The sequence below is a fragment of the uncultured Candidatus Kuenenia sp. genome (assembly GCF_900696675.1).
In the GTDB taxonomy this organism is placed as follows: Bacteria; Planctomycetota; Brocadiia; order Brocadiales; family Brocadiaceae; genus Kuenenia; species Kuenenia stuttgartiensis_A.
Map to the genome: position 1 here is coordinate 1 of NZ_CAADGZ010000048.1, position 24,616 is coordinate 24,616.

19 protein-coding genes are annotated in these 24,616 nt (G+C 41.8%); 11 read left to right on the forward strand and 8 right to left on the reverse strand.

Features of this window, described 5'->3' with window-relative positions; translation table 11 throughout:
• Nucleotides 1-140: 140 nt before the first annotated feature.
• Genes QZT26_RS08925 through cimA form a run of 3 tightly spaced genes read right to left on the reverse strand, consistent with a single transcriptional unit; the run spans nt 141 to nt 5,945 of the window.
• Nucleotides 141-1,571 (reverse strand): SUMF1/EgtB/PvdO family nonheme iron enzyme, encoded by a 1,431-nt coding sequence (locus QZT26_RS08925; protein WP_295101708.1) that lies wholly within the window; start codon nt 1,569-1,571, stop codon nt 141-143.
• A gap of 4 nt (nt 1,572-1,575) precedes the next feature.
• Nucleotides 1,576-4,344 carry a valine--tRNA ligase gene (locus tag QZT26_RS08930; RefSeq protein ID WP_295101710.1) on the reverse strand — a complete coding sequence of 923 codons (2,769 nt, stop codon included), beginning with the start codon at nt 4,342-4,344 and terminating at the stop codon, nt 1,576-1,578.
• Nucleotides 4,341-5,945, reverse strand: a complete 1,605-nt coding sequence (cimA, locus tag QZT26_RS08935) for a citramalate synthase (RefSeq protein ID WP_230405661.1) — start codon at nt 5,943-5,945, stop codon at nt 4,341-4,343. Before cimA ends, QZT26_RS08930 begins: the two co-directional genes overlap by 4 nt.
• Nucleotides 5,946-6,345: 400 nt before the next feature.
• On the opposite strand from cimA, the gene QZT26_RS08940 reads away from it, so the two are divergent.
• Nucleotides 6,346-7,551 carry a radical SAM protein gene (locus QZT26_RS08940; RefSeq protein ID WP_230405660.1) on the forward strand — a complete coding sequence of 402 codons (1,206 nt, stop codon included), beginning with the start codon at nt 6,346-6,348 and terminating at the stop codon, nt 7,549-7,551.
• Here QZT26_RS08940 and QZT26_RS08945 read toward each other — a convergent pair.
• Nucleotides 7,548-8,789, reverse strand: a complete 1,242-nt coding sequence (locus tag QZT26_RS08945; RefSeq protein WP_099326722.1) for an aspartate kinase — start codon at nt 8,787-8,789, stop codon at nt 7,548-7,550. The genes QZT26_RS08940 and QZT26_RS08945 overlap by 4 nt on opposite strands.
• A gap of 585 nt (nt 8,790-9,374) precedes the next feature.
• Between QZT26_RS08945 and ettA the strand changes: the two genes are divergently transcribed.
• Nucleotides 9,375-11,060 (forward strand): energy-dependent translational throttle protein EttA, encoded by a 1,686-nt coding sequence (gene ettA / locus QZT26_RS08950; protein ID WP_099326721.1) that lies wholly within the window; start codon nt 9,375-9,377, stop codon nt 11,058-11,060.
• Between the two features lie 187 nt (nt 11,061-11,247).
• Here the strand turns inward: ettA and QZT26_RS08955 are convergent, their stop codons facing one another.
• From QZT26_RS08955 to QZT26_RS08965, 3 genes are all read right to left on the reverse strand, one after another.
• Entirely contained in the window at nt 11,248-13,644 is a 2,397-nt protein-coding gene (locus QZT26_RS08955) for a glycoside hydrolase family 65 protein (RefSeq protein ID WP_164995076.1), read from the reverse strand.
• On the reverse strand, nt 13,637-15,208 hold the full coding sequence (gene otsB, locus QZT26_RS08960; RefSeq protein ID WP_295101712.1) for a trehalose-phosphatase: 1,572 nt from the start codon (nt 15,206-15,208) through the stop codon (nt 13,637-13,639). The genes QZT26_RS08955 and otsB overlap by 8 nt, the downstream gene beginning before the upstream one ends.
• 205 nt (nt 15,209-15,413) lie before the next feature.
• The gene (locus QZT26_RS08965) at nt 15,414-16,523 is read right to left on the reverse strand and encodes a site-2 protease family protein (RefSeq protein ID WP_295101714.1); all 1,110 of its coding nucleotides are present in this window, start codon (nt 16,521-16,523) and stop codon (nt 15,414-15,416) included.
• 441 nt (nt 16,524-16,964) lie between these two features.
• Between QZT26_RS08965 and atpD the strand changes: the two genes are divergently transcribed.
• From atpD to QZT26_RS09010, 9 genes are read left to right on the forward strand one after another with little or no spacing between them, the layout of a single operon-like run.
• Nucleotides 16,965-18,353 carry a F0F1 ATP synthase subunit beta gene (atpD, locus tag QZT26_RS08970; protein ID WP_295101716.1) on the forward strand — a complete coding sequence of 463 codons (1,389 nt, stop codon included), beginning with the start codon at nt 16,965-16,967 and terminating at the stop codon, nt 18,351-18,353.
• Nucleotides 18,350-18,742: a F0F1 ATP synthase subunit epsilon gene (locus QZT26_RS08975; RefSeq protein WP_295101717.1), complete on the forward strand. Its 393-nt coding sequence runs from the start codon at nt 18,350-18,352 to the stop codon at nt 18,740-18,742. Before atpD ends, QZT26_RS08975 begins: the two co-directional genes overlap by 4 nt.
• A complete protein-coding gene (locus QZT26_RS08980; protein WP_099326717.1) occupies nt 18,735-19,049 on the forward strand; it encodes an AtpZ/AtpI family protein in 315 nt (104 codons plus the stop codon). Before QZT26_RS08975 ends, QZT26_RS08980 begins: the two co-directional genes overlap by 8 nt.
• Before the next feature lie 53 nt (nt 19,050-19,102).
• The gene (locus tag QZT26_RS08985; protein WP_295101718.1) at nt 19,103-19,408 is read left to right on the forward strand and encodes an ATP synthase subunit I; all 306 of its coding nucleotides are present in this window, start codon (nt 19,103-19,105) and stop codon (nt 19,406-19,408) included.
• Nucleotides 19,409-19,423: 15 nt separating this feature from the next.
• Nucleotides 19,424-20,134, forward strand: a complete 711-nt coding sequence (locus QZT26_RS08990; protein ID WP_295101720.1) for a F0F1 ATP synthase subunit A — start codon at nt 19,424-19,426, stop codon at nt 20,132-20,134.
• Between the two features lie 6 nt (nt 20,135-20,140).
• Entirely contained in the window at nt 20,141-20,422 is a 282-nt protein-coding gene (locus QZT26_RS08995; RefSeq protein WP_295101721.1) for a F0F1 ATP synthase subunit C, read from the forward strand.
• Nucleotides 20,422-21,189 (forward strand): hypothetical protein, encoded by a 768-nt coding sequence (locus QZT26_RS09000; RefSeq protein WP_295101723.1) that lies wholly within the window; start codon nt 20,422-20,424, stop codon nt 21,187-21,189. Before QZT26_RS08995 ends, QZT26_RS09000 begins: the two co-directional genes overlap by 1 nt.
• 9 nt (nt 21,190-21,198) lie before the next feature.
• Complete coding sequence (locus tag QZT26_RS09005) at nt 21,199-22,734, forward strand: alternate F1F0 ATPase, F1 subunit alpha (protein ID WP_295101724.1); 1,536 nt, start codon at nt 21,199-21,201, stop codon at nt 22,732-22,734.
• The gene (locus tag QZT26_RS09010) at nt 22,735-23,634 is read left to right on the forward strand and encodes a F0F1 ATP synthase subunit gamma (protein ID WP_099326712.1); all 900 of its coding nucleotides are present in this window, start codon (nt 22,735-22,737) and stop codon (nt 23,632-23,634) included. It abuts the gene before it with no gap.
• A 46-nt stretch (nt 23,635-23,680) separates the two neighbouring features.
• Here the strand turns inward: QZT26_RS09010 and QZT26_RS09015 are convergent, their stop codons facing one another.
• Nucleotides 23,681-24,304, reverse strand: a complete 624-nt coding sequence (locus tag QZT26_RS09015) for a peptidoglycan DD-metalloendopeptidase family protein (protein WP_295101726.1) — start codon at nt 24,302-24,304, stop codon at nt 23,681-23,683.
• Nucleotides 24,305-24,616: the final 312 nt, after the last annotated feature.

Consider the following 24,616-nt stretch of genomic DNA (forward strand, 5'->3'; position numbering starts at 1 on the left):
CTTCATCGAAATGGTGAATCTCCTTTCAGGTGTTTTTTGTTATCAATATACCGCCGAATACCTTGGAAATCCTACCATTTCAATCCTATTCCTGCAACAAGGCTTTGCCTTGTTTGCAGGATTTAGGTTACATATTATTTTTACTCTTTAACCTCGACGTCTTTTGCACATCTAAATCCTATTGCCATATTGAATAAATCAGGCCGTTCTGATTTTCTTTCTGTAACACGGACTTGAAAAGGTCTTGAAAATCGTGAGCCACCACGAATAAGTTTCCGCTCACCTTTTTCCGGGCCTGTCGGATTAATTGAAGGAGAATATTGATAATACGTGCTAGAAAACCAATCATTACACCATTCGAATACGCTTCCGCTCATGTCATAGCAACCATACATGCTTTTGCCGGATTCAACGCTTCCAACAGGCATGGGTTCTCCGCTCAGGTTGCATCTTGTGTGATCCCATTCATTACCCCATGGGAATGCCCTTACATCCAATCCCCTCGCAGCCTTTTCCCATTCAGCTTCAGTGGGCAGTCTCTTCCCCTTCCACGCGGCATAGGCATAAGCATCATACCAATCAACTCTTGCCACCGGGTAATCCGGCACATTGTAATATTCATCTTCCCAATATCTGGGTTTGTGGTCTTTACCGATTGGTTCATCCTTGAAACATTTGCTATGGTCATTTGTCTCTTCTATGTATTTTACAAATTCCCAGTATTGTGCATTTGTAATTTCGTAACGATCTATTTCATACGCATCCAAATATACGACATGCTCAGGTTGAGAAACATCGCGTGCTTCATTTGTCCCCATACTGAATTTGCCAGCCGGTATCAAAACGGTATCATGTTTTTTGTTTTGAATTTCAAGCGCCTTTTCCATTGCCTCGTCTCGCGATTTGTACTTTTCAATAACTTCAATTTTTTTCTGGTGAGCTTGTTTTAATAATGCGATGTAACTCCGTACTTCAGTAATGTCTTTACTGTCAGGAGCGAGAATGATATATTTTTGCAAGTGGTCAACGGCACTGTCCACATCTCCTAGTTTACTATAGAGCCACCCCATATTATAATGCAGCCCGGGAAGATCGGGATAAACTTCTTCCGCTTTCAGATAAGATTTTAAAGCTAAATCATACGATTCGTTGTCACAATGCGTATTTCCTTCCTGATAATATTTAGCAGCGAGAGACATGTTACGCTCTAAATCAGCGGGGTCTTTTCTCGCAGAGAGTCTTTCTATGGGTATTAACTTTTCTCCATGTTCAACACAAAATTTTTCATTGCCAGAGCCCTCTTTTTTACAAACAGGACATACTAACTTGCCGTTAGTATCTGACAATACGGTCCCGTCTTTCCCGCAAAACTTTTCGTTGTTTTGGTAAAGTTCATTGCATTTCGGGCACATTTTAATAGTTGCATTCAAAATTTGTTCATCTGCTTTAAGAGCAACAAAATTTAACCATAGCAAAAAGAAAGGTACTACAAAAAACCAATGTTTTCTTTTTAATAAAAGTTTTAAAAATTTAATTGTTGTCGTGGTGAAAGGCGCATATTTTTGTTTCATTTTGTTATCCAATATTTAATAAAATGTGTTTAACTTTTTCTATTTGCACTTGTAGATCATCTTCTTTTTTCCGTTCTGTTTCGACGATTTGCGGTGGTGCTTTTGCTACAAAATTTTCATTATTAAGTTTACGGCGTATAATGGTCAGATGGTTTTCCAATTGTTTCAAGTGCTTTAACTGCCGGTCTTTTTCTGCAAGCGGGTCCAATATGCCGGCAAGTAATACGAAGACCTGAAGATTTCCAATTACTTCACTTGCAGAATGGCTTGGTTTCTGCAATTCAATCCCCATATCCAATTCTTCAAGATTCGCCATTCTCTTTAACATATTTGTATGTTCATGCAAACCGTATACAAAATCCCGGGGGTAAGAAATTACTGCCTTTAATCTTTGCTTATCCTTAATATCCATTTTGCTGCGTATATTTCTGATAGCTCTTATTATGTCCTGCAGGACAGGCATAATGTGTTCAGAAGTATCATCTGCAAATTGTTTACTGAATATTGGACACCGGCTTGTTACAAGAGAACTACCTGTCCCACCAATTTGAAGTGCAATTTTGTTATGCTGAGCAATACGGGTTAAATTATTCCATAGTTCTTCAGTGATAAATGGGATAAAGGGGTGCAGTAAATGTAACGTTTTGCCAAATATAATTGCAAGAGTTGTTTGAGCATTTTTTTTGTCGATTCTATTGTTAGCGTTGTTTAAACGATGTTTAACTATTTCCAAATACCAGTCACAGAATGTATGCCATGTGAAATCGTACATTTTCATTGCAGCATCGTTAAATTTATATTGGTCTAAAGAAGCAGTGCATTCTTCAATTGTAGTATTTAAACGGCTATGAATCCATTTATCTTCAAACGGAAGTGTCGTTATATCATAGGTTATTTCTTCGGGGTTTTCTTCACTTAGATTCATAAATATGAAGCGAGCCGCATTCCAAAGCTTATTGGTAAAATTTCTCCCCATCTCGAATTTGCTTTCAGATAGTTTGACGTCTTGCCCTTCTGTGGTAAGAATAATAGTTGAGAAACGCACGGCGTCCGCGCCATAACGGTCAATCATGAGAAGCGGGTCTATGCCATTACCCAGGGATTTGCTCATTTTTCTTCCCTGTTCGTCGAGAATTGTTCCGTGAATATATACGTGCGAAAAAGGAACCTGTTTCACCATCTCAATTCCCATCATAACCATGCGCGCCACCCAGAAATAGATAATGCCTCTATCGGTGACAAGGGTTGATGTTGGGTAGTAATATGCCAATTCCGGAGTTTCTTTGGGCCAACCTAATGTTGAAAAAGGCCAAAGCGCCGAACTAAACCATGTATCAAGAACATCCTCGTCCTGTTTAAGGCGGGGGCTGCTGCATTTTGTGCATTGATTTATATCCCCAGTTGAAACGGAAATAGCACCACAGTCGTAGCAATACCATGCGGGTATGCGGTGTCCCCACCAGATTTGCCTTGATATACACCAATCTCTTACGTTATCTAACCAGCTTAAATAAACTTTTTCCCAGCGTTCCGGGTAAAAAGTGACTGATTTGTTTAAACTCGCTTGTATTGCAGCATCTGCAAGAGGGCGCATTTTAACAAACCATTGATTCGAAAAATACGGTTCAATGACGGTTTGGCATCGGTAACAGTGGCCTACGGAATGTTTGTGAGGGATAATTCTATCGATGTGCTTTCTTAATTTTAAATCTTCTACCAATGCGGTTCTGCACTCAAAACGATCCTGTCCATTGTAATCTCCCGCATTAATATTCATAGTTCCATCTTCGTCCATAACAACAATTGAAGGCAGGGCATGCCGCATGCCTATTGCAAAGTCATTTGGATCATGTGCGGGAGTTACTTTTACTGCGCCTGTACCGAATGAAGGACTAACAAAGTCGTCTGCCACCACTGGCAGTTCCCTGCCCAATATAGGCAGCAGTAGGGTTTTGCCTATAAAATCTTTGTAGCGGTCATCCTTTGGATTGACAGCCACGGCAACGTCGCCAAGCATGGTTTCTGGCCTTGTTGTTGCCACAACGATATGTTGTTGTGGATTTTCTTTAAAAGAATATTTTATATGCCATAGATGTCCTTCGTGTTCTTCATGTTCAACTTCATCATCGGCCAGGGCAGTGCGGCATCTTGGGCACCAATTTATCATGTACTTGCCTTTATAAATCAGCCCCTTGCGGTAAAGTCTTACAAATGTTTCTTTTACTGCATCGGAAAGGCCTTCATCCATGGTAAACCGCTCTCTCTGCCAGTCACAGGAACTCCCTAGTTTTTTTAATTGTTGAATGATAGTAGAGCCATATTGCTGTTTCCACTTCCAGACCTCTTCTATAAAACGTTCACGTCCTATATCCTGTCGTTTAATATTTTTTGAAGAAAGCTCCCGTTCAACTACATTTTGTGTTGCAATTCCCGCGTGGTCTGTTCCCGGCATCCAAAGCACATTAAAGCCCTGCATTCTTTTCCATCGGATTAAAATATCCTGAATTATATTATTGAGAGCATGGCCCACGTGAAGGACGCCAGTGACATTCGGGGGGGGGATAACAATAGTGTAGGGTTTTTTTGAAGACGATGGTTCACTGTGGAAAAAACCGCTTTCTTCCCAAAAGCGGTACCATTTATATTCAACTTCTTTTGGACTGTAGTGTGATGGTAAATCGTTTTCCATAGTTGTAGCAAAAATATTGAATAGTTGTCTTTGTTTTAAAAGCAGTGAGGATTTTTTCGCATTTGCCTTATAAAGCAGGATCAAAGTTGTTTTGCTTCATATTCTTTAATAAGTTTATATTCTATGCTGTCGACAAGCGCTTGCCAGCTTGCTTCAATAAGGTTTCCTGATACGCCAACAGTACTCCAGACGTTTTCTTTATCCTTTGATTCTATTATTACCCTTACTTTTGCAGCGGTTGCACTGCGGGGATTTATAACTCTTACCTTATAATCGAGAAGTTTCATGTCCTTTAAAACGGGATAAAACCTCTCCAATGCTTTTCGTAATGCAGTATCTAATGCATTTACCGGACCAGATCCTTCACTGGCAGTGAGTTCCTGTGTGTTATTGACATTTATTTTAACAGTAGCTTCCGTTATCGGTAAACCATTTTCTCTTTTTTCGACAATTACCCTGAAACCTTCAAGTTCAAAGAATGGTTTATATTTTCCGGTTTTCTTTCGTACCAGTAATTCAAAGGAGGCTTCCGCTGATTCAAGTTGATATCCTTCGTTTTCAAGATTTTGCACTTCTTCGAGGATCGACCTTAAAAGAGCGGTATCGTGTGTTAAATTAAATTTTTCTGTTTTGGAAAGAATTGTAGCACTTCCTGAAAGTTCAGAGATCAATATTTTCCTTTTGTTACCGACCGATTCAGGATTGATATGTTCGTAAGTAACCTTGTTTTTTTGAATTGCATTGATATGTAAACCGCCTTTATGCGCAAAAGCGCTTGACCCGACAAAAGGTTGATTTGTGCGAAACAATAAATTTGCGGTTTCATAAACGTAGCGCGATATTTCCGTCAATTTCCGAAGGCCATCGTTATGTAAACAGTGATATCCCATTTTTAAAACCAGATTAGGGATTACGGAACAAAGATCCGCATTGCCACATCGCTCGCCAATACCATTGATTGTTCCCTGTACCTGCCTCACCCCTTTGTTTACAGCCATAATGGTATTTGCAATTGCAAGGTCGCCATCGTTGTGGGCATGAATACCTAATATGCACTTATTGTTTTTTCTGACTTCTTCAACAATGGTTGCAATCTCGTCAGGCAAACTGCCACCATTGGTATCGCATAAAACTATTACGTCTGCGCCTGCGGAACAGGCTTCATTAATAACTTTCAACGCATATCCGCGGTTGCTTTTGAATCCGTCAAAAAAATGTTCCGCATCAAAAAAGACCTCACGATTCCTGGATTTAAGAAATAAGATAGTATCCGTTACCATTTTTACATTTTCGTCTAACGTAGTTTTTAAAACATCGGTGACCTGAAAATCCCAGCTTTTACCCACAATAGTCACTACAGGGGTTTCGGCAAATAGAAGGGCATTCACATTTTTATCTTCTTCTGTGCGCACCCCAACTTTTCTTGTACTGCCAAAAGATGCGATTTTGGAATGTTTTAAAGATAAAGATTTTACTTCTTTAAAGTACGATTCGTCCTTCGGATTGGCAATGGGAAATCCGCCTTCTATAAAATCTATGCCTAATTCATCTAACTTGACGGTTATTGCTAATTTGTCCTGTAACGAGAAGGAGACCCCTTCTGCCTGGCTTCCGTCACGTAACGTTGTATCGTATATAAAGATTCTATCCATAATTAGTGTTGTTGTTACAATTTTTATTGACAAAAAATACCCCCATTTTCCATAGCAAAATAAGAAAAATGGGGGAGGTTTTAGTATGCCTGGTGAGAAAACTAAATGATTAAGTAAATAGAGTGATTAGTTATGTAAGTGCTTAAGAAATAAGCAATTAGTTATAAATAATATATTGTATAACTATAAGTTACAATGAGGTTAAATGGTATCAATGATAAAATATATTGTCAAGTTTAAAAGGCTAACGAGGTTTCTCTCTACATCATTATATGTTGATGTCCGTTTTCCGGCAAAGTACTTTTTTGTTTTTAAACAAGGGCTTTAAGGAAAGTTTGTTTTCTTAATTGACCAAACTACGGGTATTTTCTATAATAAGAATCCTTATTATGTCGGTCAAAAATGAATACAAAAAACTATGGAGGAAAACACTTTGCACACTGAACAAAAACAAAAAAGCAGCCACCCGACGCCTCATGGTCATGGTGATCATCCGGAAACAATCAGACAGACGTATGATCGTATGAAACATGATACATCAGGTAAATCTGCAGTTGAATATATGAAAAATATGAAAAATCAGTTAAGGCTTGTGTTTTGGGAGACGACTGTCGGCTGTAATCTGGAGTGTATACATTGCCGCAGGCTTGATGTAAGTACTACTCTTGCAAAAGACGATATGTCTACAAAAGAAGCCTTTGAATTTGTTGATGCTATCGTGGAGGTGGGCAATCCAATTTTGGTATTGAGTGGGGGAGAGCCTCTCTTTCGTCCGGATATCTTCGATATTGCAAAACATGCGGTAAGCAAAGGGCTAAGCGTTGCATTAGCTACAAATGGTACACTTGTTGAAGACGATGTGGCAAGAAAAATTGTTGATGCAGGCATTGCCAGGGTTTCTATCAGCTTTGATGGCGCAGACGAAAAAACGCACGACGATTTTCGAAAAATACCCGGTTCGTTCAAGCGTTCAATGGAAGGCTTTAAAAGATTGAAAAATCTGGGCATGAGTATGCAAATAAATTGCACGATTGCCAAACATAATGTTGAACAAATAGATGATATGTACAAATTGGCTTTAGAGCTGGGTGCTGATGCGCTACATGTTTTTATGCTGGTGCCTGTGGGTTGCGGGGTTCAGATTGCGGATGATCAAATGCTTCATCCCGCCAAATACGAAGAAGTACTCAATCATTTCTATGATTTATCAAAAGAAGCAAAAATTCAGACGAAGGCTACCTGTGCGCCGCATTATTTTCGTATCATGAGAGAACGGGCAAAAGAGGAAGGGATTACAATATCTCCCCAAACCCATGGTATGGCTGCGATGACAAAGGGGTGTTTGGCGGGTACAGGCGTTTGTTTTGTTTCCCATAAAGGGGAGGTTTTCCCCTGCGGTTATTTGCCCGTCGAAGCGGGACATGTAAAGAAACAAAAATTTGCAGATATCTGGAAAAATTCTCCGGTATTTGAAAAGCTGCGAAATCCGGATTTATTAGAGGGCAAGTGCGGGGACTGTGAATACAAAAAAGTCTGCGAAGGGTGCAGGGCTCGTGCATTTTACGATACAGGAAACTATTTGGCGGAAGAACCATATTGTATTTATCAGCCGAAACTTACGCGTACAAACGAAAATTAGACCTTAGCGGCCACTTCGTTTTTGACGAGGTTTAATCCAAATATTTTATGCACTGCATTTAATGCCCGTTCGGCGTGAGCTTCATCGATTATGCAGGATATTTTTATTTCAGAGGTACTAATCATCTGTATGTTAATTTTTTCTTCAGCAAGGATACTGAACATCTTTTCCGCTACACCACAATGGCTCCGCATGCCTATCCCTACTACGGATAGTTTAGCGATTTTGTCATCGTATAAAACCTCCATTGCCCAGAGGTCCTTTTTTATCTTTTCTGCAGTTTCCAGCGCGTTTTTCAAATCACTTCGCGGTACAGTAAACGTTACGTCAGCGCGTCCTTCGACACTTGCGTTTTGAATGATCATGTCCACATTAATATTTTTTTTCGCGATCTCGTGAAATATTTTTGCCGCCTGGCCGGGAACATCAGGAATAGACCTGATAGTAATTTTTGCATCGTTTTTGCTGACGGTTGCACCGCTTACAACAATGTTTTCCATATCATCAATCTCCTTACATATCAATGTTCCTTCAGAGTTGTTGAAACTTGAGCGAACGTATAAAGGCACATTGTATTTTTTTGCAAATTCTATCGAGCGTGAGTGCATTACCTGGGCGCCCAGGCTCGCAAGCTCTAAAATCTCATCATACGAGATTTTATTGAGTTTTCTGGCATTTGGCACCTTTCTTGGGTCGGCGGTATAAATTCCATCCACGTCCGTAAAAATATCACATCTGTCCGCATGCAGAATAGATGCGAGGGCGACTGCCGTAGTATCAGAACCGCCTCTTCCCAGGGTGGTTATGTTTTCATTTACGTCAATGCCCTGAAAACCCGCTACAATAACAATGGAGCCATTATCTAATTCCTTGCGGATTCGGTCTGCATTGATGTTGCGGATGCGCGCCTTCGTGTGAAAACTATCCGTAACGATACCCACCTGACCACCGGTAAATGATATTGCAGGATACCCAAGCGCATGAATCGCCATTGCCATGAGGGCAATAGAAACCTGTTCGCCCGTTGATAATAACATATCCATTTCGCGTGTAGAAGGTTTATCAATAATTTCATTTGCAAGTTCAATAAGTTCATCAGTTGTTTGTCCCCTCGCAGAAACAACAACAATCACTTTATTCCCGGCATCATATGTTTCTGTAACTCGCCTGGCAGCAGCCTTTATGCGTTCAGCATCAGCAACAGAAGTACCGCCAAATTTTTGAACAATTAGTCCCATGAGTCGCTCTTATGATAAAAAATGTAATGGTGAATATAGTATTACCCTGTAAAAACATCTTTCTTTTGTCAGTTTTTCTTTGTGCCCATAGTGTTTCGTGGTTAAACTCTTTTTGATTGCGGCTTTGTGTGCTATGAATAGCTAAAAGAAAATTTTTATCAAGATTATAAAAAGAGTTAAACAAAGTCAAATCATTTTTAACGATAATAATAGCCAATATTTTAACTGTAGAGAAATAGTACCTTATCAGTAATTTCTTTACATTTTCCGGCAAAATATTTAATGATCCTTTCTTCAGTCGGCAGTTGACCAATGACTAATGACTAATGTTGGGAAGCGTTGTTGTGCGTCTCTACATGGAGCGAAAAAATTGACGGAAAAAGTGTGCTTTATGGTAACTTTTCAATAAGTTGAGGTTTTAATAATAATTTCAATCTTAATTTGCCGACGGTACAGTTTATGGAAGAGTTCGACCGCAGGCTTGCTAAGCAGGCAAAATTCTTTTATAGTTATGCACATGCTGATTCATATTAAGAATACAAGCAGAAAAAACCATGTAACAATTTTTCCCGGAGGCATGCCAAAATGAGCAATCAACCGAACAAAGTTATTTATTCCATGAACAGTGTGAGCAAGTTTTATGAAAAAAAACCCGTATTAAAAGACATCTCGCTTTCCTATTTTTACGGCGCTAAGATTGGCGTGCTTGGTTTAAATGGTTCGGGAAAGAGTTCTCTTTTACGCATAATGGCAGGAGTAGACGAGAATTATAACGGACAGGTAACGCTTTCACAGGGATATACGGTAGGATTTCTTGAACAGGAACCCTTGCTTGACGAAACAAAAACGGCGCGTCAGATTGTGGAAGAAGGCGTCCAGGAATTGGTAGATCTCCACAATGAATATAACCGTATTAACGAACAATTTGCAGAACCAATGTCAGGCGATGAAATGAATGCTTTGATAGAAAGGCAGGGGGCAGTTCAGGAAAAGATTGACGCGCTTAATGCCTGGGACCTTGATTCCCGGCTTGAAATGGCAATGGATGCGCTACGTTGCCCTGAGGGAAATACACCGGTAAAGATATTATCAGGTGGAGAAAAACGGCGTGTGGCGCTTTGCAGATTGCTCTTAAAAAAACCGGACATCCTGCTTTTGGATGAACCGACGAACCACCTCGATGCTGAAACGGTTGCCTGGCTGGAGCAACACTTGCTGAAATATGAAGGAACAGTGATTGCTGTGACGCACGACCGGTATTTTCTTGATAATGTCGCCGGCTGGATATTAGAACTTGACCGCGGATATGGTATACCATGGAAGGGCAACTATTCTTCATGGCTTGATCAAAAACAGAAAAGATTGCAACAGGAAGAAAAACAAGAGACTGAACGGCAAAAGACATTGCAACGCGAGCTGGAATGGATCCGGATGAGTCCGAAGGGACGGCACGCAAAATCAAAGGCGCGAATCAATTCTTATGAATCATTGCTTGCGCAACAAACCGAGAAACAAATAAAAGAACTGGAGATTTACATCCCGCCAGGACCGAGATTGGGGAATTTAGTTATTGAGGCGGATAAGGTTTTCAAATCATACGGAGACCGTATTTTGATAGAGAATATGACGTTTTCACTGCCGCGTGGTGGAATTGTAGGCATCATTGGCCCTAACGGTGCCGGGAAAACTACATTGTTCCGGATGATTACCGGACAAGAGAAGCCGGATAACGGAACAATCAGGATAGGGGAGTCGGTAAAACTAGCATATGCAGACCAGAGCCGTGAAACCCTCGATCCGAATAAAACGATATGGGAGACAATCTCCGGCGGTAACGACATAATTCAAATCGGCAGCAGAGAGGTCAACTCACGCGCATATGTGGCGCGATTTAACTTTTCAGGTGCGGATCAGCAAAAACCGGTGAACGCTATTTCCGGAGGGGAAAGAAACAGGGTGCATCTTGCCTGTATGTTAAAAGAAGGCGCAAACGTCCTCCTGCTCGATGAACCAACAAATGATCTTGATGTAAATACCATGCGTGCCCTCGAGGATGCGTTGGAAAACTTTTCCGGCTGCGCTGTGGTGATAAGCCATGACCGCTGGTTCCTTGACAGGATTGCCACCCACATTCTTGCTTTTGAGGGGGATAGCAAGGTTATCTGGTTTGAGGGAAACTATACTGAATACGAGGAAGAGAGAAAAAGACGCATTGGCTCCGCCTCCGACCAGCCTCATCGCATCAAATACAGACACTTAACACGGGCATAATACCAACAACTTTAACCTGTGGTAAGCCAGAACCAAATTATCTTGATTTTATATATATTATGAATATAAAAGTTATTAAACAGCTATTATAAGCCTGATTCTTGCCAAACAACAGGAAAAGCATCGCGACAAATGCAAACCCCGGGTGTGAAGATTTACAAAAAATCGGGAATACGCCCCTCGGCATTTATACCTTTATATCAAAATTTAAAGTGTCGCCAGGTTTAATTTCATATATCTTTTCGCTGAAACAAATTTTCGTTATTATGTCTCTTTCTTTGCTTGAGGTAATGGCCAATGCATCCGGCGTTATATTGATATCAAACCAGTTCCCCCTATACTTTATCTTTAACATGAGTCTTTGCAAACCTTCAGGAATTTTCGGATTCAGATGGAGCATCTCATCACAGAATGCTATACCTGTATAGCACTGCTGGAGAATATCAACAGTCCCAGCCATTGCGCCCAGATGTATGCCTTCGTGTGTAGTGCCTCCCTGTATATCCGAGATATCGCTTTCCAGTGCCTTATTAAAAATATTCCATGATCCCGTACGATCTGACCTGGCAAGAACCCACGATAGGACAATATTGCTGAGGGTAGAACCGTTAGAGCATCGCTTAAGATAGTATTCTATGTTCTTTGGAATAATTTGTGGATCAAAATCGTATCCCATTTCTTTAAAAAGTTCGTGCAGTTCCTCTGCAGAAAAGAGATAAAAAAGCATGAGTACGTCCGCTTGCTTTGAAGCCTTATAGCGGTTGGTTGTATCTCCTTCTGCCTCCAGAATACGGTCAAGACGCTGTATATCTCCATATTTTTTGATATAACCATCCCAGTCGAATTCAGCTAACTCATTGTATCCTTCGAACTGGCTGATTATGCCATCATCATGAAAGACAACCTTCATTTTATGAATAATGTCCTGCCACTGTCCGATCTCGGTTTTCTCCAAGCCAATTATTTCCAGAAGGTCATACCTCCTTTTAGGGTTCAGCTTGTTGAGGGCTTTAATAGCAGTACGCAATACCCAGACGGTCATCACATTTGTATAGGCATTGTTATTCAGCCCAGGTTTTTCAGCGTCAGGATATTTATCATGATATTCGTCAGGCCCCATGACACCGAGTATTTCGTAGCGGTCTATTTCTCTGTTATAAGAGGTGAGGCTTGACAGAAATCTGGCGATTTCAAGAATCATTTCCGTGCCATATGTAGCCATAAATTCCAGATCTTCTGTTGTTTCGAAGTACTGCCAGACGTTATACGCTATAGCTGCATTTACATGGCGCTGGAGGTGTGTGTTGTCCGGAAGCCAGCGGCCTGATTTGGGATTAAGATGAAGCTGTTGTGTTTCCTCCCTTCCGTCGCTTCCGCTTTGCCATGGATAGAGTGCGCCTCTAAATCCCGCCTCTTGAGCGGCAATGCGAGATCTGTTTAACCGCCTGTATCTGTAAAGCAGCAGAGCTCTGGTAAGCACTGGAATTCTCAAATTGAGATATGGAAAGATAAACAACTCATCCCAGAAAATATGCCCCCTGTATGCTTCTCCGTGCCAACCTCTTGCAGGTACACCTATATCCAGATCAATCGAGTTTCTGGAAACCGTCTGTAGCATGTGAAATATGTGCAGGCGGAGAATCATCTGTGTCCGGTCATTGTCCGCTACCTGAATGTCGCATTTGTACCAGAGATGGTTCCATTCCATAGCATGGCGCTCGAATAATTCTTTGAAATTGCCGGTATGCCTGAGAGCTTCAACAGCATCCTGAGCAGGTTCGGAAATGGCAAAGTCTTTAGATGCATAAAAAGAAACAATCTTTTCAATTGTCACAGGCGTATTATTTACTGCCTCAATAAAAAATTCCTGAGCAATATAGCCGGGCTCTTCAACAGGCTTTCTTTCAACTTCTATCTGTTCACCCTCAATATAAACACGGGTTCTTGCAGCCTCTGCCACACGGATATGAGATTGATTGGTCTCTACAAGCAGATAAATTATGTCATTATCGGCTTTTCCGCTTTTTACAGGCGCAAGATGTTTGCTGTTTAACTGCTTATAACGTTCAACTCCTGCATTGATAATAGTTCCGTCCATGGCGGAGAGTATTTGAATACGCCCTGACCAATTCTCAGGTATGATTGTAATTTCAAGCGCTGCAAGATGCATATTTGCCATATGTACAAAACGCCGTTGAATCAATGTTGTTTCGCGATTTTGTCTATCTCTGAATCTCACTGTTCTTGAGAGAATGCCCTCTTTCATGTTGAGTTCCTGCCGATAGGAAAGAATGTCGACGGTCATCAGATTAAACCAGTCGCCGCCTTCAGGCCGGAATTTCGTGAGTAACCAGTTTGGCATATTCACCAAGTCTTCATTTTCTACTACACGGCCTGCAATATCAGTTTTCAACCGGTTATAGCCTCCAGCGAGATAAGTACCGGGATAATGAATCTCGTCAGCCTCAGATTCCGGCGAGGTACCACGTGTTGCGAAATATCCGTTTCCCAGTGTACAAAGGGCTTCTCTGAGGCTTTCCATGGAAGGTTTAAAGTCTTCATATAAAAGTGTCCAGTTATTCATGGCCACCTCCTAATGGAATAAGTTTCAAAAGGAATTTGCGTACCTCTTCCGGATTCTTAAGACTATAAGAAGCCGCCGTCTCATAGGGTTCGTCCCAGACAACAATTCCGATACCACTGCCTTTGAGTGTCCAGAATGCGTCTTCATCGGTCACATCATCTCCTATATAAAAAGGCAGTACGTCGTCTCCGTCAAGCTTCAATGCTTTTAATAAGGTAAGCAGGGCCTTTCCCTTGTGCCAGTCAATATCCGGCTGTAGTTCGAATATCTTTTTTCCGTATGCCTTTCTAAGTTCAGGATAGACGGAAGCCTCTTTATCCACAATCTCATCTACAAGTTCGGCTTTCTCCGGAGTTACAAGGCGATAATGAATGGCAATGGCGAATTTTTTCCGTTCCACAAACACACCTTCTATGGAGCGGAGCTTTTCGGCAAGTTCCTTCTCTGCTTTATCGAGAACAGGCAGAAATTCTGCCCCTGCCTGACTCTTTATGTTTAATCCCTCTGGCCCCGCAATATCAAAGCCATGGCTTCCGGCATAGACAAATGAGTTTATTTTCACCTTCTCCTGCACATCTTTTAGATCGCGACCGCTTATTATTCCTACCGTACAATTATTGGAAAGTTTTATCACAGCCTCCCGCATGTCTTCTGCCATAATAGCTTTGTCGGGTGTTTCAACTATAGGGGTAAGAGTTCCGTCGTAGTCAAGAAAAACGGCAATGCGTTTGCCCCTTGCCTGATTGGCAATATCATCAATGCTGTCCAGTGCGGAAGGCAGGCCATGAATTACTTCAATATCGTTCCTGACGCCGATTTCAGAGAGGTCTTCAACTACTACATCAGCTCCGTTTTCAAGCAGCGATTCTTTATCGCCTGTCCGTGCCACACCAACCACAAGCCTGAATTTGCCGGCTTTTCCTGCTTGAACACCTGAAATAGCATCTTCAATCACAACCGCACGTTCAGGTTTCGCCTTTAACTGTCTTGCTGCCTCAAGGAAAATGTCCGGAGCAGGCTTACCTTTAATGCCAAGAACTTCAGAATCCAGTCCATCCACCCTGACGTCAAACAGGGATGAAAGATTTGTTGAATCAAGGATCATGGCGCAGTTTCTACTCGAGGATATTATGGCTGTTTTGCAGCCTTGTTTTTTCAAACTATGTATAAAATCTATTGTCGAATCATATACTTCAGCGCCATGGTCTCCGATGTGTTTCAGTAAATATTCATTCTTTAATTTGCCCAGGCCGTGGATAGATTCTGTGCCGGGCAAATCATCTGGTTGTCCTTCGGGCAGATTAACACCCCTTGAACGGAGGAAACTCCTCACGCCATCAAAACGTGGTTTGCCATCAACATAAAGGCGGTAATCTGCGTCAATATCAAAAGGTTGAAATGGCTTATTATTACAGGCAGCATATTGGGAGAGAAATTCATCAAACATCTTTTTCCATGCATCTGCATGCACGCTTGCCGTATCGGTGACCACTCCGTCAAGATCAAAGATTACCGCATCAAAGTCTTCCCTTGATATTGTGTATGCCGATTTTTTGTGAACCATCGAAGCACCTCCGGGTAATCATAAATTATTACAGATTTTTAAAATAATTTCGTATGCTTCCTCTTTCTAAAACCTTATTTGTTTGACTATCGCCTTTGCTTTAAGTTTCCGGGACTTATTACTTTCCTTCTGATGCAGATGTTCCGGTTATATTTTGCTGCCGGGATGATTGCAGGTTCGTAAGGCAGAATATCAATTGACCGTGTCATTTCCCGATGATTTGGACATACCGGGCAATGCCGTTTCTGGTTATGAGTCCCTGTATAGATGCCCCTTTCTTAACAACCAACCTCCCTGTATCTTCCCTCAGCATCGATTCAAGGGCTTTTATTGCTTCCGCTTCGGCGGATATTTCCCATTGCTTTTTATGTTTCAGATAAACTTCCCTGACTCTTGTATCTTCAAAAGCGTTTTTAGGTATGCCTTTTATTTCTTTCAGGGTTATTATACCAAGATACTTTCCATCCTCTACTACAGGGAAACCGCCGTAGCCATATTTCAGAAAGTAATTATTCACAACCTCCTCAAGGCTAAGGGAAGGACTTACGTTAATCAGGTCCCTCACCATTAAGTCTTTGACTTTAACGCCAAAAAGATATTCCTGAAGCGCTGACTGCTGATAACTTGCCTGGGCTGCCGTAAAGAGAAACCAACCAATAAGCATCAGCCACAGACCTCCCGGCACTCCTGTAAAAAGAGAAAACAACCCGAAAAAGACAAAAAACAGGGCAATCTTCCTCCCGACGCCAGATGCCTTTTGCGTCGCAGAAAAAAAGTTCTTATTCTTACTCCACAAAATAGCTCTCAAAACCCTCCCTCCATCCAAAGGGAAACCCGGAATGAGATTAAATATCCCAATAATCAGATTGATTTGTGCCAGGTATATAAAAAGCGTCTTCATGCTTCCTGATACACCCATAGAAATAAAGTAAAACAAAGCGTACAAAAAAAAACTGGAAAGAGGCCCTGCAATAGCAATATTAAATTCAGCTCTTGGGTGGGGTGGTTCACTTTTCATCCTTGAAACTCCACCAAAGATAAAGAGTGTTATGCTCTCTATGGAAATTTTGTACCTCTTTGCCACAATGCAATGGGCCAGTTCGTGAAAGGCTACGGAGGCGAAAAGTAGAAGGGCTGCAAGGGCGCCTTTTAGCCAGTAAGATGTCACAGGCAGGTCAGGAGCTGCCTTTGGAAAGTATAAAGTTGACAGAGACCATGTAATCAAACCGAAGACGATAAACCACGTAAAATGCACTCTTATTGGAATACCCATTACCGTACCTATCTTCCATGCCCCCTGTAATGATCCGTTCATGTTTTTCTCCTTTCATCTGTTTTTAAATTATTCAACCCAAAATACGCTTACCGCATCTCTAATCTTTTTCAATGTTAAATGCAATAATAATTTTAACCTCCTGGCAACTATTATAGCGTAATATAAACTACCGAGGACGAAGGATGACGGACGAGAGACGACGGACATCCTTCGTTTCTCGTCTCTCGCTCTTACGTTTTTCAAAAAACCAAAGTGTTACAAAATATTTTAACCGCTTGTCTTGGTAGCAATGTGCAAGTGTATTGTGCTTGCATTGAATTTTCTTTTGACCTATACTGATTTTTCGCAACAGGTCCGTTTTTTTTAAAATACTACAATAACGCCATTATCAGCGGTGTAGCGGCGACGGATGAATTGCTGCTACATAAAGTATTACCAGTATTTCAACAAGTAATACGATAATAAATGAGTATGCATCCCATGTTACTACAAAAAGAAATCAATAAAGGTGAGATTGTATCGATAAGAGGAAGTATTGTGGACGTTCGCTTTCCAGAAAGAGTCCCTCCTATTCATAATGAACTCAGGGGAGAATTGGGAAATGTAAAATACGTAATCGAAGTAGTGATTCATCTTGATCATGAAACCGTTCGTGGAATAGCGCTAACTCCCACAGGGGGATTATACCGGGGGTTTATATTGACCGACATGGAACAAACGTTAAGGGTTCCCTTGGGAAAAGAATTACTTGGGAGAATGTTTAATGTTTTTGGTGAAACTATTGATAATGGAGAACCTCTTCGTGATGTTGTGTGGAAGTCCATATACCAGCCAACGATTTCACTGTCCAGCCGGTCCGTTTCTACAGAGATTTTTAGTACGGGAATTAAAGCAATCGATGTGCTTGCACCTCTTGAGAGGGGAGGAAAAGCAGGGCTTTTTGGAGGCGCCGGGGTTGGAAAGACAGTGCTTATTACTGAAATAATTCATAAAGTCATGGGGATTTACGGCGGAGTAAGCTTCTTTTGCGGTATAGGTGAACGGTGCCGTGAGGCTGAGGACCTTTTTCGGGAAATTAAAGCTGCCGGGGTTTTGGATAATACGGTAATGCTCTTTGGGCAAATGAATGAACCGCCAGGCGCGAGATTTCGTATAGGGCATGCGGCGCTTCGAATGGCTGAATATTTTAGGGATGAAGAAAAACAGGACGTGCTGCTCCTGATAGATAACATTTTTCGTTTTATACAGGCAGGTTCCGAGGTGTCGGGGCTTTTGGGGCAGTTGCCTTCCCGCGTAGGGTATCAACCTACATTGGGAACGGAACTCTCTGAACTACAGGAACGAATTTGCAGCACCTCTTCTGGGTCAATTACTTCTGTTCAGGCAGTGTATGTGCCTGCGGATGATTTTACAGACCCTTCTGCGGTTCATACGTTTAGTCATTTATCTGCCACAATCGTGTTGTCGCGAAAAAGAGCCAGCGAGGGTCTTTATCCAGCGATTGACCCGTTGCAATCGGGGTCAAAGATGCTTATGCCGCATATTGTTGGAAAGAAGCATTACCAGATTGCGCGCGAAATTTTAAAAATATTAGCAAACTATGAAGAACTCAAAGATATTATCGCTATGCTGGGTCTGGAAGAACTTTCTCCGGAAGACAGAGGGACGGTATATATTGCCAGAAGGCTTGAGCGATTTTTTACACAACCCTTTTTTACGACTGAGCAATTTACCGGGCATAAAGGAAAAACAGTCGGCATTGAGGATGCATTGGAAGGATGTGAGCGGATTTTGAATGGAGAGTTCGATTCATTTCCGGAAAGCTCACTTTACATGATTGGCGGAATTGATGAAGCAAAGAAACCATGAAACTAAAAGTACTGCTTCCTACTGAAATATTTATAAACGAAGAAGTTGAAAAGGTCGTTGCGGAAGCGGATAATGGATATTTCTGCTTACTGCCCCGCCATGTAGATTTTGTATCTGCTCTTGTTCCGGGGCTTTTAATATACGAGCAGGAAGGACGCGAAGTATTCCTTGCTATTGATGAAGGGATTCTCACAAAATGTGGCGCCGAGGTACTTGTTTCAACAAGAAATGCCGTTCGTGGCCCTGACCTTGGGAAATTAAAAGAAACGGTGGAAAATAAATTTCGTTCAGATGATGAACGAAAGAAAACCGCTCGCTCCGCTGTGGCAAAACTTGAGGTTAATTTTGTACGGCAATTTATTGAACTTGGTGAAAGCAGACATGGTTGACCCTGCACAAAAGAAAGAGGATGATGTATTAAAAAAGTTCGTTGTGGAAGTAGGGAAAAAAGAATCGCGTAAAATAAAAGGCAGGAAAGAATCGAAGTCCAAATCGTTTTGGTTTGGCATGGGCATGTCGGGGATCATCGGCTGGTCGATAACTATTCCCACATTACTTGGCATAGCACTTGGTATCTGGATTGATAAAAAATGGCCGTCGCCTGTGTCATGGACGCTTACGCTTCTTAGTGTTGGCATAGCAATTGGTTGCCTGAATGCGTGGCGCTGGATAAAAATGTCCGATAAAAATGATTAATGTAAATCTTGCTTTACTGTTAAATATATCTGGAACAAAAGGGAATAATGATTATGGCAAATGATATATTTACGCTTGCCACTGCACTTGCAGTTGGAATGGCAGTAGGTTTACTGAATTTTGCCGGCATGTGGAGTACCATACATTATCTTCCAATAATAAAATACCCATCCGCACTGATTATGCTAAGTTATATTATACGTATGGCGATTGTTCTGGCTACATTTTATTTCATCATGGATGGCCGCTGGGAACGATTACTTGTGTGTTTAGTGGGGTTCTTTATTGTACGACAAGTATTGGTAAAACGTTTTCTTCCCGAAGGGTACAAGATGAAGAGGACATACCATTCAAAATAGGGGGGGAGATAATGCGTGAATATAAGTCCTGACAATATAATAGTTCTTCACATTGGGCCGATTACACTAAATGCAACCATCGTCTATACCTGGATTACGATGGCAGTGATTGTTGCGCTGTCATGGTTTGGCACGAAGAAATTGACGACAGAATACAAGATATCCCGCTGGCAAAATCTTCTTGAAACGCTTGTATTAGGCATGAATAAACAGATTCGGGCAATCAGCAACCAGGAACCAGGCAGGTTTTTGCCTATCGTGGGGACGTTATTTTTATTCATCTCAGTGTCTGTCATTATGAGTATTGTTCCGGGGTATCAACCGCCCACCGGTTCCTTATCGACCACTGCAGCACTTGCCATTTGTGTATTTGTGGCAGTGCAGTTTTACGGAATATCAAAACGCGGTTTTATAGGTTATTTGAAACATTATTTGAAACCCACGCCATTCATGTTGCCGTTCAATATTTTGGGAGAAGCCTCCCGTACGATAGCGCTTGCAGTCAGGCTTTTTGGAAACATTATGAGCGGGTCTGTTATCATCGCAATCCTGCTTTCGATTGCGCCAATTTTTTTCCCCATTCTCATGCAGGCGTTGGGCCTGCTGACAGGGTTAATACAGGCGTACATTTTTGCTATCCTTTCTATCGTGTATATCGCTTCTGCAACGCGGGTTTATGAAGAAAAAGAACAAACATTAGAAAAATATGAAAAAGGAAAGGAGTAAAACAGCATGGATAATGTTGGCCTGATTGGAATGGTGTCTATTATTGTCGCCGGTTTTACAATAGCGGTTGGTTCGATTGGTCCCGCGCTGGGAGAGGCGCGTGCGGCGGCTCAGGCTCTCAGTTCAATTGCACAGCAGCCTGACGAGGCAAATACAATTACGAGGACGTTGTTTGTCAGCATGGCTATGATAGAATCCACTGCGATCTATTGTTTTGTTGTAGCTATGATTGTTATTTTTGCAAATCCTTTTTGGAATTATGTGATAACTAAAGACGGGGGACAGTGATGCTTATTGATTGGTTCACCGTATTTGCCCAAATAGTTAACTTCCTGATTCTTGTTTTTCTCCTGAAGCATTTTCTTTATGGAAGGATTATTTCGGTTATGAATGCAAGAGAAGAAATGATCGCTTCCAAATTGCAGTCGGCGGAACAGAAGATGATTGATGCGGACAAGGAAAGAGAACTTTATCTTCAAAAAAATAAGGAAAATGATGCAAGATGCGAAAGTCTCTTTACCAGCGCAAGTTTGGAAGCAGAAGCACAGAAAAAGAAACTTATTGAAAATGCACGCAGGGAAGTTGAAGAATTGAAAGAACGATGGCATGAATCGTTGAGGGAAGAGAGAGAAACGTTTCTTGCAAATCTCCGGAAAAAAACGACAACGCAGATATATGCTATTCTGAGAAAAATATTGTCGGATCTTTCAAGTGCTGATCTTGAAAAAAATATGACAGATACCTTTCTTAAAAAAATCGGAAATCTTGACAACACAGAGAAAAACAAGATTAAAGACATTTTAGAACAAGCACACTATCAGGCAGCGATAACCAGCATGTTTGAGATTCCTGCAGAACAGCAACAAATAATTACCACTGAAATCAGCAATGTCATGGGTGAAAAACTGGAAATTCAATATATATCTCCCCATGACCATATTTGTGGAATAGACTTCAGGGTAAAAAACTACAGGATTGGATGGAACCTCGATGATTACATTAAATTCCTTGAGGAAGAAGTGGATAAAATATTGGATGAAGAATTAGCGAGATAATCATAAATTATGGCGACTACTGGAAATCTCCTGAAAACACAAATGAACAAGACCTTTGCAGCCTTCGGCCAGATATTGGAGAAAAAAGAATATCCACTGGAAATACGGGAAACAGGCACGGTTACATACGTGGGAAAAGGAATTGCGCGGGTAAATGGCTTATGGAATGTGAAATCTGAAGAAATGGTGCTTCTTTCCGGCAGTCTTCCCGGCCTGGTATTCAACCTGGATCATGGGGAAGCCGGGATCATTTTGCTAGACGAAGATGATGATATAAAAGCGGGAAGCGAAGTGCAGCGGACAGGCAAGGTCATAGATGTGCCTGTCGGTAAAATGCTGCTTGGGCGCGTGGTTGATGCTGTGGGAAGGCCTTTGGATAATTATGGCCCGGTACGAACAACTCACCGTCAAGTTATAGAGAGAGAAGCGCCGGCTATTGTTGACCGTTCTCCGGTAAATATACCGCTGCAAACAGGAATAAAGGTGATAGACGCCTTAATTCCCATAGGAAGGGGGCAAAGAGAACTCATCCTTGGCGACCGCCAGACAGGAAAGACAACGATTGCCCTGGACACGATTATTAATCAAAAAGATAAGGGGGTTATTTGCGTTTACTGCGCAATAGGGCAAAGAAGTTCTTCAGTGGCAAAATTGATAGCGGATCTTCGGGAAAATGATGCGTTGGATAATACAATTATCGTGGTTGCCGCCGGTGAATCGACTCCCGGAATGAAATATATCGCTCCTTATGCCGCCACTGCTATGGCGGAATATTTCATGTATAAGGGAGAGGATGTGCTCATCGTGTACGATGATTTAACGAATCATGCACGAGCATACCGGGAACTATCCCTCCTGCTTAGAAGGCCGCCTGGCAGGGAAGCTTTTCCCGGCGATATTTTTTATATTCATTCCCGCCTGCTGGAAAGATCCACACACCTGAAAAAAGAGCTTGGAGGAGGGTCTTTGACCTCTTTGCCTATTATTGAGACGGAAGCGCAGAATATTTCGGCGTATATTCCTACAAATTTGATTTCTATCACTGACGGACAGATTTATCTATCTCCGGAACTTGCGCAGAAAGGGATTATGCCGGCTGTAAATGTAGGGAGGTCGGTATCCAGAGTCGGGGGCAAGGCACAATTTCCGTCTTACAGGATGGTGGCAAGTGATTTACGGCTTTCTTACGCTCAATTTGAGGAGTTGGAGAGGTTTGCGCGTTTCAGCACGCGGTTAGATGAATCAACCCGAAAAATTATTGAGCGTGGGAAACGTGTCCGTGAGATTCTCAAACAGCCACAGTTTCAACCTGTGCCGGTTTCTGTGCAAATTGTTGTTTTAATGGCAGTAGTGGAAGGCTTATTGGATAAATCGCCCATAGAGCTTATTTCTGCAGCGGAATCCGCCATCAGTAAAGAAGTGACTGAAAAATTGCCTGACGTATGCCAGAAGATTGAAAAAGGAGAACAACTCATTGACGAAGACCGGTATAAAATTGTCTCTCTGGCAAGAAATGTTATTGCTGAAAAAGAAGAGGGCATTTAGATGCTAACACTTGAACGGTTGAGGAGGAAAATTCAGAGCGCTGAAGATTTGCATGCCATAGTAAAAACTATGAAAACGCTTGCAGCGATAAATGTTCGCCATTATGAGGAAGCTGTTGAAGCGGTTTCCGGTTACTACCGAACCATTGAAATGGGCCTTCAGGTGGTTCTCCAAAAAGGAGAGGGAGAAGTTGTTTCAAAAATATCAGGAAAGGAAAAAACTGCAGGATGCGCCGTGGTATTCGGTTCCGACCATGGCCTTTGTGGCGGATTCAATAGTCAAATAACATCATATGCGCTGGAAAGCATGTACAGCAAAAGCATTGCCCATGAACGATATGTTTTGCTCTGCGTCGGAGTGCGGGCAGCAGATCTTATCGAAGAACGAGGGCATCCTGTTGAAGAAATATTCCCTGTACCGGCGTCCCACTCAGAGCTTGTAGAAACCGGATACAAAATTGTAACGGCGCTTAACAGTTTGGAAGAGAAGGGGAAAATTACAAAGGTTATTTTGTTTCACCATAAATTGTTATCCAGCACTTCCTGCAAACCTCAAACAGCGCATCTCTTGCCGCTGGATCAGGAATGGTTGGATGCGTTAGCGGGGAAAAAATGGCCATCTCATATAATTCCAACATTTACAATGGAGAGGAGGAAACTTTTTTCAACGCTTGTTCGCCAGTATATTTTTGTTTTACTCTATCGGGCACTTGCAGAGTCTATGGCAAGTGAAAACGCAAGCCGGCTTTCTTCCATGCAAACTGCAGAAAAAAATATAAAAGAAACGGTTGAAGGGTTGAATATGTCCTATCGTCATCAGTATCAGACCTCTATCACTGAAGAACTTCTTGATATAGTAGCGGGCTTTGAGGCGTTGCAATCAGAAGGGAAACAATTTTGATTCATTTCTTTTTGTAACATGGGAGAATAATTCGGTAAGCCAAAAATCAGTCTTTTGCCGGAAAATAATCCTCCGGATCGACCCATTCCCTTTCAACGGTAAATTTGCAATCGATAAACTCAAGAGGATTACAGAGGGTGGTTATCTGTGGGGCATTTATCATTTTCCATGTAAGTCTTTCATGGGGAAAAGATACAGGTATCCATGCCACTGTGATATGCACATGGGGAAGAATCCTTGCATGTTCCCGCACATTTGCGGTGGTTGCAAGTATGTTGCCCTCGCTCACCATATCTCCCGTATTAAGGCCATTCACTGGAATGGTATGTCCATATATAGTGAAAAGCGCATGTCCGCGCTCGTCGTAGGTATTGTGCTGCACATAGATAGATTTGCCCAGAAAATCATCGTGGATATGCGCTACCCTTCCATCATAGAGCGCCGGGATCTTTGTTTTATAGCCAATAGTACGTATACCTCCCGTTGTATCCCGGTAAAAACAGAAATCAACTCCTTCGTGAGGTTGGCGGCGAATACCTGCATCTGACCACCATTTATGATGATCATTAAACAACATGCCGGGGTAAAAAACCCAATTTTCAAACCCTAGCCGGTCAAAATTATTTTGTTTTATAATAAATTGGTGGAATCGCGATTTTTCAATAGTCATAATGCGGTCTGGAAATGTCGTGCGGGAGAAGTAATCGGGGAGCTGCTTTATTAGTATCTTTTTGCAGTCGGCAATCTACAGTCGGCAGTCGGCAAATTGCCGATTGAGGATTGCCGACTGAAGACTGAAGATTGAAGACTGAGGACTGTTTCGTGTTTGTTTGATTCTGGCTATGCTAGCTTAACCCAACTTCGACAAGCAGAAATCGTATCTCTTTTATTGCCAATGTGATACGACTTTAGTCCTTCATTTTTCGGCACTACATCTTTGAGTTTTCATGGGTGATTTTATATTTTTTCTGCCTAATGGTGT